The 16,318-nt window shown below is 59.6% G+C and carries 14 protein-coding genes and 1 pseudogene; 7 read left to right on the forward strand and 8 right to left on the reverse strand.

The features are described from left to right. Positions 1-31: 31 nt before the first annotated feature. The 3 genes from B7L09_RS00785 to B7L09_RS00795 are packed head-to-tail and all read right to left on the reverse strand — an operon-like array spanning position 32 to position 2,203. Positions 32-580 (reverse strand): flavin reductase family protein, encoded by a 549-nt coding sequence (locus B7L09_RS00785; RefSeq protein WP_197678990.1) that lies wholly within the window; start codon positions 578-580, stop codon positions 32-34. 52 nt (positions 581-632) lie between these two features. After that, complete coding sequence (locus B7L09_RS00790; RefSeq protein WP_010460613.1) at positions 633-1,598, reverse strand: ribose-phosphate diphosphokinase; 966 nt, start codon at positions 1,596-1,598, stop codon at positions 633-635. Between the two features lie 38 nt (positions 1,599-1,636). Beyond that, complete coding sequence (locus B7L09_RS00795; protein WP_010460612.1) at positions 1,637-2,203, reverse strand: phosphoribosyltransferase family protein; 567 nt, start codon at positions 2,201-2,203, stop codon at positions 1,637-1,639. A 347-nt stretch (positions 2,204-2,550) separates the two neighbouring features. Here B7L09_RS00795 and B7L09_RS00800 point away from each other — a divergent pair. From B7L09_RS00800 to B7L09_RS00810, 3 genes and pseudogenes are all read left to right on the forward strand, one after another. Further along, positions 2,551-3,378 (forward strand): annotated as a pseudogene (locus tag B7L09_RS00800) (universal stress protein); the annotation flags it as partial. Between the two features lie 115 nt (positions 3,379-3,493). After that, the gene (locus B7L09_RS00805; RefSeq protein ID WP_094467341.1) at positions 3,494-4,201 is read left to right on the forward strand and encodes a phosphoribosyltransferase; all 708 of its coding nucleotides are present in this window, start codon (positions 3,494-3,496) and stop codon (positions 4,199-4,201) included. Between the two features lie 15 nt (positions 4,202-4,216). Then, complete coding sequence (locus B7L09_RS00810; protein ID WP_094467342.1) at positions 4,217-4,849, forward strand: dienelactone hydrolase family protein; 633 nt, start codon at positions 4,217-4,219, stop codon at positions 4,847-4,849. 16 nt (positions 4,850-4,865) lie between these two features. Here B7L09_RS00810 and B7L09_RS00815 read toward each other — a convergent pair whose 3' ends face one another. Further along, the gene (locus B7L09_RS00815) at positions 4,866-6,233 is read right to left on the reverse strand and encodes an erythromycin esterase family protein (protein WP_042932034.1); all 1,368 of its coding nucleotides are present in this window, start codon (positions 6,231-6,233) and stop codon (positions 4,866-4,868) included. A 397-nt stretch (positions 6,234-6,630) separates the two neighbouring features. Continuing rightward, the gene (locus B7L09_RS00820) at positions 6,631-7,161 is read right to left on the reverse strand and encodes a GNAT family N-acetyltransferase (RefSeq protein ID WP_010460601.1); all 531 of its coding nucleotides are present in this window, start codon (positions 7,159-7,161) and stop codon (positions 6,631-6,633) included. Between the two features lie 224 nt (positions 7,162-7,385). On the opposite strand from B7L09_RS00820, the gene B7L09_RS00825 reads away from it, so the two are divergent. Continuing rightward, positions 7,386-8,312 carry a universal stress protein gene (locus B7L09_RS00825; RefSeq protein WP_010460599.1) on the forward strand — a complete coding sequence of 309 codons (927 nt, stop codon included), beginning with the start codon at positions 7,386-7,388 and terminating at the stop codon, positions 8,310-8,312. Between the two features lie 224 nt (positions 8,313-8,536). Next, positions 8,537-10,819 carry a heavy metal translocating P-type ATPase gene (locus B7L09_RS00830; RefSeq protein WP_010460597.1) on the forward strand — a complete coding sequence of 761 codons (2,283 nt, stop codon included), beginning with the start codon at positions 8,537-8,539 and terminating at the stop codon, positions 10,817-10,819. 217 nt (positions 10,820-11,036) lie between these two features. On the opposite strand, the gene B7L09_RS00835 is transcribed toward B7L09_RS00830, so the two are convergent. From B7L09_RS00835 to B7L09_RS00845, 3 genes are all read right to left on the reverse strand, one after another. Next, complete coding sequence (locus B7L09_RS00835) at positions 11,037-11,510, reverse strand: LEA/WHy family protein (protein ID WP_094467343.1); 474 nt, start codon at positions 11,508-11,510, stop codon at positions 11,037-11,039. A 58-nt stretch (positions 11,511-11,568) separates the two neighbouring features. After that, positions 11,569-13,041, reverse strand: coding sequence for a nucleobase:cation symporter-2 family protein (locus tag B7L09_RS00840; protein ID WP_094467344.1), 1,473 nt, complete (start codon positions 13,039-13,041; stop codon positions 11,569-11,571). A 128-nt stretch (positions 13,042-13,169) separates the two neighbouring features. Continuing rightward, on the reverse strand, positions 13,170-14,063 hold the full coding sequence (locus B7L09_RS00845; protein ID WP_094467345.1) for a LysR family transcriptional regulator: 894 nt from the start codon (positions 14,061-14,063) through the stop codon (positions 13,170-13,172). Between the two features lie 101 nt (positions 14,064-14,164). On the opposite strand from B7L09_RS00845, the gene B7L09_RS00850 reads away from it, so the two are divergent. Beyond that, positions 14,165-15,256: a polyamine ABC transporter substrate-binding protein gene (locus tag B7L09_RS00850; protein WP_094467346.1), complete on the forward strand. Its 1,092-nt coding sequence runs from the start codon at positions 14,165-14,167 to the stop codon at positions 15,254-15,256. A gap of 17 nt (positions 15,257-15,273) precedes the next feature. Next, positions 15,274-16,233 (forward strand): agmatinase, encoded by a 960-nt coding sequence (gene speB / locus B7L09_RS00855; RefSeq protein ID WP_094467347.1) that lies wholly within the window; start codon positions 15,274-15,276, stop codon positions 16,231-16,233. The last annotated feature ends 85 nt before the right edge of the window (positions 16,234-16,318 follow it).

A 16,318-nucleotide genomic window follows, 5' to 3' on the forward strand; every position in this document is an offset into this window, starting at 1 on the left:
CCTGCCAAGTGGACGCCGGTGGCGCTCATTATCATTGACTAACCACCTGGACACCCTCTGGTAGCTTCGACTGCATCATTTCTCTTCTATCCAGTTTGCGTCCGTCCACGACAAAGGAACCATCACCCACTGAATGAAGGGTTCGTGTCTCTTTGCGTGACTCATCGATGTAGGCGGCGAGGCCTTCGAGGACAACAATGTTGTGTTTCTCGATGATATCGACAACCTTGCATTCGATATTGGCCAGGCATTCCTTAATCAAGGGTGACCTGACATGTTTGCCTTTCACGGGCGTCAATCCGAAGGTTGCAAACTTGTCTGTGTCGGCACCAGAACAGGTTCCCACACCAATAACGCAATCGATCAAATCGACAGTGGGGATTGAAATGACGCACTCCTTGGTTTTCAGAAGCGCGGCGTACGAATAGTTCCAGGGCCCGGTGGTGATGGCAAAAATCGGCGTGAAGCCCATCACCATGGTCCACGAGATGGTCATAATGTTGTTCTTGCGGCCATCATTTGTGGTGACGAAGACCACCGGGCCTGGCTCCATCAGTGTGAATGCTGTGTTGATTTTCATCTTTTTCAACGTCAGGCACTCCCCATTGTCTTTGATCGGCCTCTTCATCTGCTCAAACGGTATCGAATGCTCCACTTTCAGCCAGCAAGGTGGCTATCAGGGCGGTGCTGTCGATTACGTGCACGTGCTGCGTCACGCACTCGGGGGATAGGCGAAATGGAGGCACGCTGTCAGAGATCGCAATGTGCTCGAAAAGCGGCTTGTCGAACAGATGGCTGCCCGCCGTGAACAAACCATGGGTCGCCGCGGCAAACAATCGGCTGGCTCCACCCTTTTGACAGGCAAGGCCCGCATGCTTCAGCGTTTCACCGGTACTGATCAGATCGTCGAAAACAATGGCTGTCTTACCCGATACGTCGCCCACCAACAGGGCGCCTGTCAGCGTCGCGTGAGCACGGTGCTTTTCCATCAGCGCACTGCCCACTGAGCGTCCCAGATGTCGTTCGAGGGCCTGACGAAACTGTTCGGCGCGCTTGGCACCACCGGAATCCGGGGACACCGCCACCACGTCGGCGTCGCCGACGAACCTGGCGAAATGCTCGGCGAATAATTCTGTGCACTGCACGTTCCACGTCGGAATGCGAAAGGCATTGTCGAACGCGGCCGGATTATGCACCTCCAGGGCAACCAGACGATCAATGTGGCAGGCTTCAATCATGGCCGCCAGGTAGCGGGTGATCGTGGGGTCTTGAGGTTGGCTGCGACGATCTTTGCGTCCGTAACAGAGATAGGGCGTTACGACTTGCACATGGCGAGCGCCGGCATCCTTGAGTGCTCCGCAAAAGAACAACAGGCGACACAACTTATCGTTAGCGCTCTGCCGGTCATCTCCATACAAAGCATGGAACACCACGACCTCGCGACCGTTAACCGACGCCAGCGGTCGGCATTTATGTTCGCCATCTTCATAGTCGCGCTCTTCATGCAGGGCCAGTTGGCAGCCAAGCCGCTGCGCGACGCGGGTTGCATAGTGCTCACTGCCTTGCAGGGCAAAAAGAAGCGGGCGGTCGGTGAGCATGCATTGGCTCCTTTGAGGCTTATCGAACAGTTGCGCCGTCATCGGACAGCACCATGCCGCAACACTTCAATGCAGAACTCCATTTCGTAGGGCGGGACGTTGCATTCGACGATGTCATGGGCGGCAACTTGCAGGTGCACGCCGACAATGTCGGCACGGATCGGTTGCTGGCAAACATGCCGGTCAACCAATACCGCAGTGTAGACCCGACGAGCGCCCAGCTGCGCCAAATAGGCACAGGTGCGCAGAAGGGAGTGGCCTTCAAAAAGCACATCGTCGACAACAAGCAGGGTGGTATTGGCAAGGTCCAGCTCGCCCAGAAGTGGGTTCTCAGTCAATTCCGTCTGTGCATGCAGGACCTTGAGGTCATCGGCATAACGCTTGACCTTCAGGGGGTAAAGCGGCAGTTCTGGCTGGCCGGTCTGACGCGAAAGATGCTGCTGTAAGCGCTGTGCCAGGGGCTCGCCGCGACGCTGGATGCCAATCAGTGCCGATTGAGCGGGCGGCAACAATATCGCCGCTTGGCGCGCCATCGCCTGCAGCACACCATCGAGTTCATCGCTGTCGTACAAGCGCAACCGCTGACTCGCAAGTTGGGTCGACATTGCCGTCTCCTGTCGAAAGCCGGTGCGGTGGAGGCATCACACCATCAAGGAACCGGCAAGCATCAAAGTCCTGAGCACAGCAAAAATGCCGTCCCATTTTGCCAACGTAATCCTGCTCGGCCCGGCCCTGTTGATATTGATCAAGTACGGTGAAATGAAAGCCCGATCCATGACCCGCATTGGTCCAATGAACGGCGTTACGCGGGGATTTGATATAAATCAACGCCAGGGCGACATCAACAGAGGACGCTGAATCAACGCGGGTGCCTGATCCGGCGCAGGCGTTACGACTAGTCTCAGCAATGGGGCAGCGATGGACGTCGAGTCCCCCTGTATGGAGTCAGATCATGAGCCAATATCAACGCTTGTTACTCATCATCAATCCGGCCCTGCGCCATTCCCCAGCGATAAACCATGCGGCCGCTCTGGCCAAGGCCAGCGGCGCGGGCTTGCATATTGCTGCGCTTGTAAAGCCGTTGGAGAGACTGTCACTGCTTGACGAAGGCGTGCAGGAAAAAGCCCGGGAAAGCTACCTTCAGGACCATCGCGACTGGCTGAAAAACCAGGCAACCAATCTCAATGCGCTGGGGCTCAAAGTGACGACAGAGGTGATGTGGGCCGACGACATGAAGCAAGACATTCTTGATCACGTCACGGAAATGCAGCCCGACCTGCTGATCAAAGAAGTGCAGCACGAATCAGCGCTCAAACGCGCATTCTTCACCCCGCTGGATTGGCATTTGTTGCGCCACTGCCCGATACCGGTCTATCTGGTGGGCGGCGGTGGTCATGCCTTGCCGCGCAAGGTCGTGGCGGCGGTTGACGCGTCGGATGCGGCGCCTGCGGACAGCGAGCTGAACGAGCGGATCATTCAGCAAGCCACCAACCTGGCGTTGCAGTGCGATGCCGAACTGCACCTGCTGTATGCCTGCGATCTTTCAGGGGTCTATCTGGCAGACATGGGGGGGCTGGCGCTTCCAGACATCACCAAAGAGTTGCGCACCACCGAGGAACAATCGTTCAGCAAATTGGCCGGTCGGTACGGCGTCCCCTCTGACCGTCGGCATTTTGTTCTCGGACATCCGGTCGCGGCGTTGAGCGATTTTGCCAACGAGCAGCAGGTGGATGTGATCGTGATGGGCCGAGTCCAGTACCACGGCCTGGAGAACGTGCTGTGGCGGTCTAGACGGTATCGAGACCAGGTTGATGCGCACCGTCGTCAGCACGACAATCGACGGTGCGCAGTTGAGAGGCGAGCCGACAGGCCTGATCGCCTGAGGAGGTTTTCCGATGAGTCAGAATCTCTCGTTGCCCACCACTTTGCAGGACCGGCCCGCCGCCGGTCGACGCCTGGTGGAACCGTTGCTGCAATACGCTCACCGCCCCGATGTGATCATTCTCGCGTTGCCCCGTGGCGGGGTTCCGGTGGCCTATGAGGTGGCGACCGCCCTTGGGGTGCGCCTGGACCTGATGCTGGTCCGCAAGCTGGGCGTGCCGTCACACCCAGAGTACGCCATGGGCGCCATTGCCAGCGGCGGTATTCAGATTCTCAATGAACACGCGCTACGGGCTCACCCCATCGACAAGGCGGCATTCGATGTCGTGGTCGCCCGGGAAACCCGCGAGTTGTTGCGTCGCGAGCAGGTTTACCGGGGAACGCGCGCGCCGGTGCAACTCAAGGATCGGGTGGTGATCCTGATCGACGACGGCCTGGCGACCGGCGCTTCGATGCAGGCGGCAATCCATGCGGCGCGTGCACAGGCGCCGTCGCGGATTGTGGTCGCGGTGCCCGTCGCACCGCTCGAAACCGTCGAGGCGTTGCGCCGCGAAGTGGATGAGCTGATCTGCCCGATCATCCCCGAATGGCTCATGTCGATTGGCTATTGGTACCTGGATTTTTCTCAGACGTCGGATCAAGAGGTCATCGATCTGTTGCAACGGGCCTGGCAGCGCGAAACCGCTTCCGAAGCCGATACCCGGGACCGCCCCGGTGCATGAGCCTGAACTCGAAAACTGGCACGGTTATTTGCGCTTCCAGTACTTCTGCATTTCAAGAAACAGGAGACTGATGGTCTGGTGATCTTCGTGCACGGTAGCGGCAGTGGCCGTCTGAGCCCACGCAATCAGTTTGTCGCAGAGTCCTTGGCCAAGCGGGGGCTGGCGTCGCTGCTGTTCGACCTGCTCACGGAGCCAGAGCAACGCCTGGACAACCTCACCGGGGAGCTGCGTTTCGATATTGCCTTGCTCGCCAGGCGACTGGTGGACGTCATCGACTGGGTCGGTCGGGACGTGGAGTTGCACTCGCTGCGAATCGGTCTGTTCGGCGCAAGCACGGGTGCTGCGGCAGCGTTGTTGGCGGCGGCCGTGCGCCCGGAGGTGGTGCATGCGGTGGTCAGCCGCGGAGGGCGCACCGACCTGGCGGGGGCTGCATTGTCGCAGGTGAGGGCACCCACTTTGCAAATCGTAGGTGCCCAGGACCCAGTGGTGCTCGAACTGAATGATCAAAGCAGTCAGGCCTTGCGGTGTGAGCAGCAGCTGGAAATTGTGGCGGGCGCGACTCATCTTTTCGAAGAACCTGGAGCCCTTGAAGAAGTCGCCAGACTCGCTGGCGACTGGTTCGAGAAGTATTTGCACGACCCCGCCTGACAACGCCTGATCGGCCTCACACGCCAAACGGATAGGTTTCGTCTTCCGGTTCGAGTCTCTGGCTTTTCGGTAGCGCCAGTGCTGTCACGGGTTGGGTCTGTTCAATCCAGATCATGGCGTCGAACTGTTCGGCCAGCGTCGCTTCGAAGTAGTGACTGCCACGCTCGGTTTCAGGGCGGTAAATCACCCCGATGGCCCGTTCCAGCAACGGTTTGGACAGCACACGGCGCAGCTCTTTGCGCGTTGGGTCTCGCCAGTCGGTCAATGACGCCGGCACACCCGCCTTGAGGAACTGGTGCTCCCAACTGTCCGGGCGAGAGGGCCGGATGTCCTTGATGAGCATGTCGCCGTCCCAGTCATCGGCTGCGGCCACCTGGCCACGGTCGGTGCTCATGCCGATCAGTACGGCATCGCGCCCATAAGCACTTCGGCACAGCTGACCGATGTTGAACTGACCCTTCCAGCCCATTTCCGTCGCAGCCGCGTTGCCGATATGAGAATTGTGCGCCCAGACCACGGCTTTGGCTTGTGGACCCCGGTGCTCAAGCAGTGCCCGAAGTGTGTCGAACATGTGCCGGTCACGCAGGTTCCATGAGGCGGTCGACCCTCGATAAATCGCACGGTAATACTGTTCCGCCGCCTGCACCACCCGAGCGTTTTGCGCCGCATTGAAGAAGGCCTCGTCGTTCTGGATGAGCCCGGCCAGTTGTTCGGCCAGCATGGCGTCGAGCTGTTCAATCACCGGTTGCTCACAAGGCATCAAGCCGGCACGTTCGACGAAGTGACCATACAACGCGGGATCATCCTGCCAAGGGGTCAGACAGCCATAGCGCCGCCGGGCTTCGTGGGCCAGCTGTGGGTCGACCCGGTCCAGATAACTCAGCACCTCATGGATGGAGTTGCGCAAGCTGTAGACGTCCAGCCCGCGGAACTCGACGCGACGTTCCGTGGCGAGGGTGTGGTTGTAGAGATGCAGCCAGTGGGCGAATGCTCTCACGTCGGTGTTGCGCCACATCCAGGTCGGGAATCGGCTGAAGATGTGACGTTTCCACGCCGAGTGTGCCAACCCCCGGACATACTGGTCGACATGGCCGGCGTCCGGCCAGTCGGCTTCAACGGCCACAATGTTGAACCCGTGTTGCTCGATCAGCCTTTGGGTGATCGCTGCCCGGGTTCGATAAAAATCACTGGTGCCATGACTGGCCTCACCAATCATCACCACGCGCGCATCCGCATAGCGATCGAACATTTCACCAAAGGCGGATGAGTCCAGCGCCGGCAGAGGCTCAGCGTATTGGCGCAGAAGCGGTGCGATGGCAGCCTGGTCAATGTGCCGAGGTGAGCCATACAGGTTATCCAGCATGTCTTGGGAGGGTGTGTTCATGACCGTCGTCCCCGTAAGGATGGGTTCCCGCCAGCGGTATTGCGCTTGCGCACAACCGCCGGAGATCGATCCGCAGATCCTCGACACATTGTGTTTAAACGCAAACTTTTGTGTCGATTCATCACCTGTTTGATTATTCCTACGCCTTGCTCCAGATGAACAATTGAGTTTCGTCAATAAAGGGTGCAAAGGCTTGAGAGAAGGTGTCGGGATCCAGTATTCGTTGGCTGCCGAATATGACCTGACGCGATGGACAATATTCCGAATGCAGGCTTGGAAGGCGGTCGCCGACCCACGGTGCGGACGGGTCAGGGAGGTGGCCAGATTCCTCGCCTGGCGGGTCAATAGGCCGCTTATATGAGTCGCCGGATCAAGGTGCTTCAACAGACCCGTTGTTTTACAGGTACAGGCAGTGAATCACCTGACGGGTATCGTAGGGATCGTCGCGCGTCTCGAAGCCCAGTGATCTGGCCAGGTCGCGCATCGGGGCATTGCTGGAGGCGTCGAGCGCATACATCTGGTGAAAACCGTTCTTGCGCGCGGCCGTGATCAAATGTTCCAGCAATAACGTACCCAAACCCAGACGCTTCCATTGATCGGCGACTGTCACCGTACCTTCACACTTGTATTCGCCCGTGGCGGCATAACGGCTGACGCCGATCTCGATCAATTGGCCATTTTCGTGGACCAGTGCGATGTAAGCCAGGCACTGCTTGTTGCCGGGTTCGCTGCTCTGCATGAGAAAGCGCATGTGCCGGGACTCCGGGCACAGATGTTTGATGAAGCGGTACTCTCGCTCGCGGTCTTTTTCCGTCAGTTGCCGGATCAACACGTGACGACCATCCTTGAGCGCTTCGATCCAGTATTTCCCAGTGACTTTGGAATAGGCTTCAGAGGCCCGATCATTATGGTCTTTGACAGTGAGCATGATGCGATCCTCCAGCCGTCTTCATAGGTTGGCGCGCAGTGGCAAATCTCGCGATTCACTTCTTTCTACTCCGCTGACTGCGCCTGAATATGATCTGGATCAGATCTCTTGTGACAGTGCACTTAATTGCCTGGATTTGATGTAAATCAAACAGGCATAGGGCGCAACGAGCGCAGTCTTTGAACATGGCCACGCTATGGGCCGGTGTATAGACGAGGTGTGTCATGGCCCACTATCAACGCTTGCTGCTGATCGCCAACCCAAACCTCAAAGAGGCCCCAGCCTTGCTGCGTGCCATCGCCCTGGCCAGGGCCAGTGGAGCCATGCTGGATGTACGAGCCTTTATCGAACCGGCGGCCATGGCGCATGTGTGGGAAGAGAACAGAGACGAGGAGGGGGACCAGCGATATCAGCGCCATTATCTCCACTGGAGGGACCAGACACTTCAGGGGCTCAATGCACAGGGATTGGACGTGAACGTGCAAGTTGTCTTCACCTGCGATCCACTGCTCGACATCGTGAAGTGTGTAGAAGAGCTCAAGCCCGACCTGGTCATCAAGGATGTCACGGTGGACCCGGTACTTGGACGGGTGTTCGTCACACCTCTGGATTACCATTTGCTGCGCGGGTGTCCCGTTGCGTTGCACCTGGTCAACCAGGTCCATCATGAGTTGCCTCATCAGATCGTCGCCGCTGTGGACCTGTTTGATACGGTCACACAAATCCGTGATGTGAACGATGCCATTATTCAGGCAGCTCATACGCTGGCCGTGCAATGCGACGCATCGCTGCACCTGCTTTACGCCTATGACTTATCGCCTGCATTCAATGGCGATACGCCGCTGATCACCGGCTGCTGGAATGTGGCCTTCATGGATGAGTTGCGAGCGTCCCTTCATCAGGCCTTCAACACCCTGGCTGAGCGCTATGGCATTGCTCCAGAGCGCCGGCATTTTTTCATGGGGCTGCCGATGCCGGTGATCAGTGCATTTGTCGATGATTACCAGGCTGACGTCGTGGTGATGGGCACCTTGCATCGGGTGGGTACTAATCGATTCATCGGCAGCACTATGGAGCGCGCGCTGTATTCGTTGCAGGGCAGCATTCTGGCGGTCAGACAATCAGATTCGTGTGTCGAAGAGAACATGTGATCGCAGCGTTAACGCGCCCCTTGCTTCAGCCTTTTGCACTGTCTAGTCCTGAAATAGGTTTACACCTGGTTCGTCCGGGCACAACCGTGACTTCTATTGTGTCCAGCGCCGAAATTGCGGCGCGCCGGGGACACGAAAGACATTCGAGTCCTAAGCTATACCTCGATGAGCGACAGCTGTTTTTACAGCGAGGCCTGCAAATCGCTTTTGAGGAACTCACTTCGATGCTCAATAAGTGGCTGGACCCTGTTCTGTTGCTGCTCACCGCACTGACGCTGCTGGCCGGCGGCATTGCGTATGTTGCGCAAGCACCTGATTGGGCATCGAGGTGCTGGGCCGCCGGAAGTCTGGTGATGGCTGCGGTACTGCTCCTTGAAATCGTCAGGCGCCTGGCCCGGCGCGAGGCCGGTGTCGACCTGATCGCGCTGCTGTCGATCACTGCCGCCCTTGTCTTTGATCAGACACTGGTGGCAGCGGTGATTGCCTTAATGCTGGCGACCGGACGGACCCTGGAGTTTTTCACCAAGCAACGCGCCGACCGTGAGCTTCGTGCGCTCATCGACCGGGCGCCACGTTTTGCCTGGCTGCAGGAGGAGGGCGGCTTGCGCGAGATCCCCGTTGAGCAGGTCCAGCTGAATCAGACATTGCTGGTGCGGCTGGGGGAGGTGATACCGGTCGACGGTCGGTTGCTAAGTCCTGCGGCCATTCTGGACGAATCGGCGCTCAGCGGTGAGTCGTTGCCCGTCACCCGTCGAGAAGGAGAGCAACTGCCCAGCGGCGTTTCCAATGTCGGTGCCCCCATCCTGATAATCGCCACGCGAACGGCCGCGCAGAGTACCTATGCCGGCATAGTGCGGCTGGCCGAGGAGGCACGTCGTTCACGCGCACCTTTCGTGCGCCTGGCCGACCGCTATGCATTGTTCTTCATCCCGCTGACGTTGCTGATTGCCGGATTGGCCTGGCAATTGAGTGGTGATCCTTTGCGAGCGCTGGCGGTACTGGTGGTGGCCACACCTTGCCCTTTGATTCTGGCCGTACCGATTGCCATCATGTCGGGGATTTCCAGGGCAGCGCGGCGCGGGATACTGATCAAGGACGGCGTGACCCTGGAAGCGTTGGCCGGAGTCAAGCAGGTGTTCCTCGACAAGACCGGCACGCTGACCAGCGGCCATGCCCGTCTGCAGTCGATAGAGGTCAACGGACTGGTCGATCCGCAGCGCCTGCTTGGCCTGGCCGCTTCGCTGGCGCAGGCCTCGACGCACCCTGTCTCCCAGGCCATCGTTGAGGCGGCGCATCAGCGTCAATTGCCTCTGAGCGTCCCACAGGAAGTAGAAGAAAGCCCCGGCTCTGGACTTTGTGGGCAAGTCGATGGCGTGCAGGTGCGTTTCGGCTCGTTGTCTTTCGCTCACAAAGACGCCCCTGAAACTGACTGGGTCGCCGCCATGCTGCGCCACATGGATTACCTGGCGTGCAGTGGAAGCTTCATCGATGTGGATGGGCAACTCGCGGGCCTGCTGGTTTTCTCGGACAAGGTTCGGCGCGAAACGCCACAGACTCTGCATCGACTGCGTAATCGGGGCATCGAAAAGATAGTCATGCTCACCGGGGATCGCCTGGAAACCGCCGAGATGATTGCGCTATCTGCCGGGATTGACGAGCTGCGTGCCGGGTTGACCCCTGAGGATAAAGTGCGTGCTGTACAGGAAGGTTGCCTGCGCACCAGCACACTGATGGTCGGTGATGGCATCAACGATGCCCCGGCCCTGGCGGCGGCCACCGTCGGCGTAGCCATGGGGGCCAGCGGTGCCACTGCTTCTGCACAAGCCGCAGGTGTTGTGCTGCTGGTGGATCGCCTGGATCGTCTGGTCGAGGCGTTGGACATTGCCCGACGCACCCGCTACATCGCCCGCCAGGGTGTGCTGGTCGGCATGGGGATGTCGTTGCTGGCCATGGCGGTGGCGGCCCTCGGTTACCTGCCGCCGCTGATTGGCGCCGTGGTGCAGGAGGGTATCGACGTGGTGATTATCCTTAACGCCTTGCGGGCACTGGGGCCGTTGTGGGTGCTGAGGAAACGAAAGCTTGCCGCAGAACATATCGATCGCCTGCAAGATGAACACCAGCAACTCTCCACCGTACTGAGCGATCTGCACCAACTGGCCAATGACTTCGCCCGGCGCCCACTGGCGCAAGCACAGACCGACCTGGTGCAACTGGTCGACAAGCTGCAAACATCACTGGCGCAGCATGAACACGAAGATGAAAACATACTGTACCCGCTGCTGACGCGAAGCATGCCGGGCGAGGACCCGATGTCGGCTATGAGCCACGCTCACCGGGAGATTTTTCGCCTTATCCATTTACTGGCGCGCATGAGTAACGACTTCAGTTCCGACCCCGCAACGGCATCTGCTGATGAGATCCAGCATCAGTTGATTCGTCTGGATACCCTCGTGCGACTGCACTTTGATCAGGAGGAGGAACTGTTTCGTTATCTGGATTGGCGCTAGAAGATCAAGTCGCGCGCGTTAGGACTACGACCTGATCGGTCACTACGCGCGCCCGGCCCGGCGTCCGTTGCACCGCATAACCGTCACTGGTTGAACAGCATCACCCCNNTGGNNGCGATGAGGCCGGCACATCCCACATTGATGTCGCTGGACACATCGCTATCGCGAGCGAGCTCGCTCCCACAATGGGATCTTCAGCGTTGCTGGTCCTTCGGTATTACCGCGTTCCGGCGGTCGCCCCCGGCAAGCTCAGTTTTCCGGTGTCCACAAATCGCATCGTGCCGAACAAGCCGCCCGCCAGTTTGCCGCGTAATACGTAGGGAAGATTATTCAGCGTTTGTGTCTGGCTCAGCCCCAACGTCTGGCGTAACACCGAGAACGCCGAGACGCTCACCGGCACGGTCAGTACGGTTTCGGAAAAGCGTGCAATCGAGCCCGACTGATCGCTGACGCCAGACGCCAGCGGCTGGCCATTCACTTCCAGGTCCAGCGCCACGCCGTCGTAGTCGATCGGCGTTTCGTTGGGGTTNTGCACCCGCAGCTTCACGGCGAAGCGTACTTCCAGGTCCTGGCTTTGCAGCGGCTCGATGCCGACCACCGTAATGTTGACCGGGTCGCGGTTGGGGAAGAGGGCGCAGGCGCTCAGGGAGAGCAACAGCAGGGAAAGGATGACGGCGTGGACGCTGCGCATGTAGACGCTCTCATAAAGAATAGGGCTGAACCGCCACCGGCTCAGCCCTCGAGCCTTTCTAGCGATTCAACTGTGCGACCGCCGCAGGTCGTGCGGGTTCACCCTTGGCCGGGACATCGGGGTTTTCCATGACCTGCAAGATCGAAGCTTCCGGGTCGAAATCATCCTCTTCCAGCTCGATGAACTCCTCGGGCAGGAAGATGTTCAGCACGATAGCGCACAACGCNCCCACGGTGATGGGCGACTCGAAGATGTTGTGCAGCGCCTTGGGCAAGTCGCGCAAGACTTCCGGCACGGCCGCGACACCCAGGCCCATGCCCAGGGAAATCGCCACAATCAGCATGTTGCGCCGATGCAGGCCGGCTTCGGCGAGGATCTTGATGCCGGCCACCGCCACGGTGCCGAACATCACCAGCTCAGCGCCGCCGAGCACCGGTTTGGGCATCAGTTGCAGCACGGCTCCGATCATCGGGAACAGCCCCAGCAGCACCAGCAGGCCGGCGATAAAGTACGCCACGTAGCGACTGGCCACGCCGGTCAGCTGAATCACGCCATTGTTTTGGGCGAAGGTCACCATCGGCAGGCTGTTGAACGTCGCGGCCATCGCTGAATTGAGGCCGTCGGCCAGCAGGCCGGACTTGATCCGGCGGATGTAGATCGGCCCCTTGACCGGNTGCTGGGAAATCATCGAGTTGGCGGTCAGGTCACCGGCGGCTTCCAGCGGCGACACCAGGAAAATCACCGCCACCGGCACAAACGCCACCCAATCGAAATTGAAGCCGTACTTGAACGGCACCGGCACGCTCATCAGCGGCACGTCGGGCAGGCTGGCGAAATTGACGTCGCCCATCAGCCAGGCCACGACGTAACCCAGCGTCAGGCCAATGACAATCGCCCCCAGGCGCAGAAAGGGCACATCGACCCGGTTCAGCACCACGATCGTGCCGAGTACCAACGCCGCCAACGTCAGATGACTGGCCGCGCCCAGGTCCGCTGCGCCGAAGCCGCCGGCGATGTCGGTCATCGCGACCTTGATCAGCGAAAGGCCCATCAGGGTAATGATGGTGCCGGTCACCACNGGGGTTATCAGCTTGCGCAGCTTGCCGATGAACTGGCTGAGCACCACTTCGATAAAGGCTGCGAAAAAGCAGATGCCGAAGATCGTCGAGAGGATCTCATCCGTGCCGCCGCCTCGGGCCTTGACCATGAACCCGGCACTTAAAATAACGCTGATAAACGAAAAACTGGTGCCCTGCAGGCACAGCAGGCCGGAACCGATCGGACCGAACGTGCGCGCTTGCACAAAGGTCCCGAGCCCGGACACGAACAGCGCCATGCTCACCAGGTACGGCACTTCGCTTTCCAGACCGAGTGCCCCGCCCATGATCAGGGTGGGCGTGATGATGCCGACAAAACTCGCCAGTACATGTTGCAGGGCGGCGAAGACTGTGGCGGTGAGGTGAGGACGATCGTTGAGGCCGTAGATCAGATCGGAGCGGGGCTGGGGTTTTGCGTGTTCGGATGAGGTCACGAGGAAAGCGCCAGGGGACGGGTCAAAAAATGGAGGCGCAGGATGCCAGCAGCGGGCACGGAGGGCAAACGATACACACGGAACCTGTGGCGAGGCAGCAAGCTCTCTCGCCACAGGTCGGTGCGTGCTCATTCAAACGCCGCGAGCAGGTCTTCTTCAAAGGCTTTCTGCGCATCCCCCGGCACCTGCGCACGATGGCGCGCCAGGTGAAATGCCACATCAAAACTCAGGTCATCCCGGCGCACAGCACGCAGCAAGCCTTTTTCTTCCCAGCTACGGGCGAAATGATCGGGCAAATAGCCCACATGCTTGCCGGACAGGATGAAGGCGAGGGTGCCTTCGACCTGCTCGGACCGAGCTGAACATAATTTGCCTTGAAACGGCTCGTCACTGCGCAGAAAGCGATAGGGATGATCGACCCGGTCGCACGCCTGCAATGCCAGATCGTCCGGCGCATCGTCGGTGTACAACGGATGCCCGGGGGCGCAGTACAGGTGCTGGGTTTCGCTGAACAGTTCGCGGTAGTCAAACGCGCTTTGCACCTGGGAGAAATAACCGATCGCCAAATCCAGTCGTTGTTGCAGCAGCAGGCGTTCCATTTCGCCGGGCATGGCGCTCATCAACTCGATGCGCACCGATTCGTCCCGCTCGCGAAACCGCCGGATCGCATCGGCCACTTTTTGCAGCACCGATTGATCGAGGGCTTCGGACAAGCCCAGGCGCACTTCGCCGATCAACCGACCCGCCACCCCATTGGATTGATGGCGGAACGCTTCGATGGATTCAAACAGTCCACGCGTCGCGCTCAGCAGCTGTTCGCCCTTGGGCGTGACGCGGAATCCACCCTTGCCGCGACTGCACAAACGATAGCCGAGCCGGGTTTCGAGTCTGGCCATTTGCTGGCTGATGCTCGACTGGCTCAAACCCAGCTCACCTTGCGCCGCGCTGAACCCGCCGCACTCGACCACGCGGACAAACAAGCGCAGCAGTTGCAGGTCGAGGTCGTGGAGTTGACCGAGCATCAAACATTACTCCGCAATAAAGTCAGGTTAACAAACTTGATATTTCGCCAATGTATCCGAGGGCGCACGCTGCAACCACTTCCTCTGGTCAGGTGTTCGTCATGGCTCCCGTATTCAAACTGTGTTTACCCGCGCTGTTTATCGCCATGGCCACGTCGGCCCAGGCGGAGGAAAAAACCCTCAACCTCTACAGTTGGGCCGATTACGTGGCGCCTGAAACTTTGCAGCGTTTCGAAAAGGAAACCGGCATTCACGTGCGTTACGACACGTTCGACTCCTCGGAAGTGCTGGAAACCAAACTGCTCACCGGCGGCAGTGGCTATGACGTGGTGGTGCCGTCCTCCAGCGTGCTGGCCCGTGGTCTGGCGGCTGGTGCGCTGAAGGAAATTCCTCACGAAGGGCTCAAGGGCTACGCCAACCTTGACCCGGACCTTCTGGAAAAACTGGCGGCCGTCGACCCCGGCAATCGTTATGGCGTGCCGTATACCTGGGGCACGCTGGGGCTGGGGATGAACGTCGAGGCGGTGCAAAAACGCTTGCCGGATGTGCCGCTCAACAGCCTGGACCTGCTGTTCAAGCCGCAATACGCCAGCAAGCTGAAGGACTGCGGCATCGCGATTCTCGATTCGCCACAGGAAGTGATTGGCCTGGCGTTGCACTATCTCGGTAAAGATCCCTACAGCACCGACAAGGCAGATCTGACCGCCGCCGAGGCGTTGTTGCATCAACTGCAGCCCAATGTGCTGTACGTCGCCACCGGACGGCAGATCAGTGATCTGGCCAACGGCAGCGTGTGCCTCGCCTTGACCTACAACGGCGACGCCAGCATGGCCGCCGACCAGGCGCGCAAGGCCAACAAACCCTTCGAAGTGGCCTACCGGATTCCGAAGGAAGGCACGCTGGTCTGGCAGGACAACCTGGCGATTCCCAAGGACGCGCCGCACCCCGAAGCGGCCCGGGTGTTCATCGAGTTCATGCTGCGCCCCGAGTCCGTCGCGGCGCTGACCAACACCCTGTTCTTTGCCACGGCCAACGCGGCAGCGACGCCGCTGGTGGACGAAGCCGTGCGGACCGACCCGGACATCTACCCCCTGGCCGACACCCGCGAACGGCTGTACGCCGACCGCAGCATGAGCCTCAAGGACATGCGCTCGCGCACTCGCCTGTGGACCACTTTCCGTAGCCGCCAATAAAAAACAAGGAGATATCCATGGACGTCCCGATGCAAAACGATCAGGCCATGACCCGCGACAGCCTCTTTGGTACTGCCGCCGAAAGTACCTACGCCGGTATCACCAGTTTCATGCGTCGTCGCTACAGCCGTGATTTGCGCGGCGTCGACGTGGTGGTCAGCGGTGTGCCGTTCGACACTGCCACCAGTAACCGTCCCGGTGCGCGATTCGGCCCGCGTGGCATTCGTGCCGCGTCGACCGGCATCGCCTGGGAACGTCACTGGCCATGGACGTTTGACCCGTTCGATCATCTGGCGGTCATTGACTACGGTGATTGCGCCTTCGATTACGGCTCGCCGCACTCGGTGCCGGAAAGTATCGAAGCCCACGCCGAGCACATCCTGAACGGCGGTTGCGCGATGCTGACCTTCGGCGGTGACCACTTCATCAGTTATCCGCTGCTCAAGGCCCATGCGCGCAAACATGGTCCGCTGTCGTTGATTCACTTCGACGCCCACAGCGACACCTGGCCGGACGAAGAGGGCAAGCGCGTCGACCACGGGACGATGTTCTGGCACGCGGCCAAGGAAGGCCTGGTGGATCCGTCGCGCTCGGTGCAGATCGGTTTGCGCACCACCAATGATGATCACCAGGGCTTCCAGGTACTGGATGCGCGGCAAGTACATCGACAAGGGTGTGAGGCGATTGTCGAGGCGATTCGTGCGCGAGTGGGGGATAACCCGGTGTACCTGACGTTCGACATCGATTGCCTCGACCCGGCGTTCGCACCGGGCACCGGAACGCCGGTGTGTGGTGGTTTGAGTACGGTGCAGGCGCTGGAGATTCTCGGCGGGTTACGCGGGATCAATCTGGTGGGGATGGACGTGGTGGAAGTCGCGCCGGCCTACGACCATGCGGACATTACCTCATTGGCAGCGGCGACATTGGCGATGGAGATGCTGTGCCTGTATGCGGCCAGACACAAAATAGACCGGTAAAACACCATCCCAAATGTAGGAGCGAGCCTGCTCGCGATAGCGGATTTACACTGAATGTAATGACCTCATCGCGAGCAGGCTCGCT

It is taken from the genome of Pseudomonas mandelii (assembly GCF_002251635.1).
Lineage (GTDB): Bacteria > Pseudomonadota > Gammaproteobacteria > Pseudomonadales > Pseudomonadaceae > Aquipseudomonas > Aquipseudomonas mandelii_B.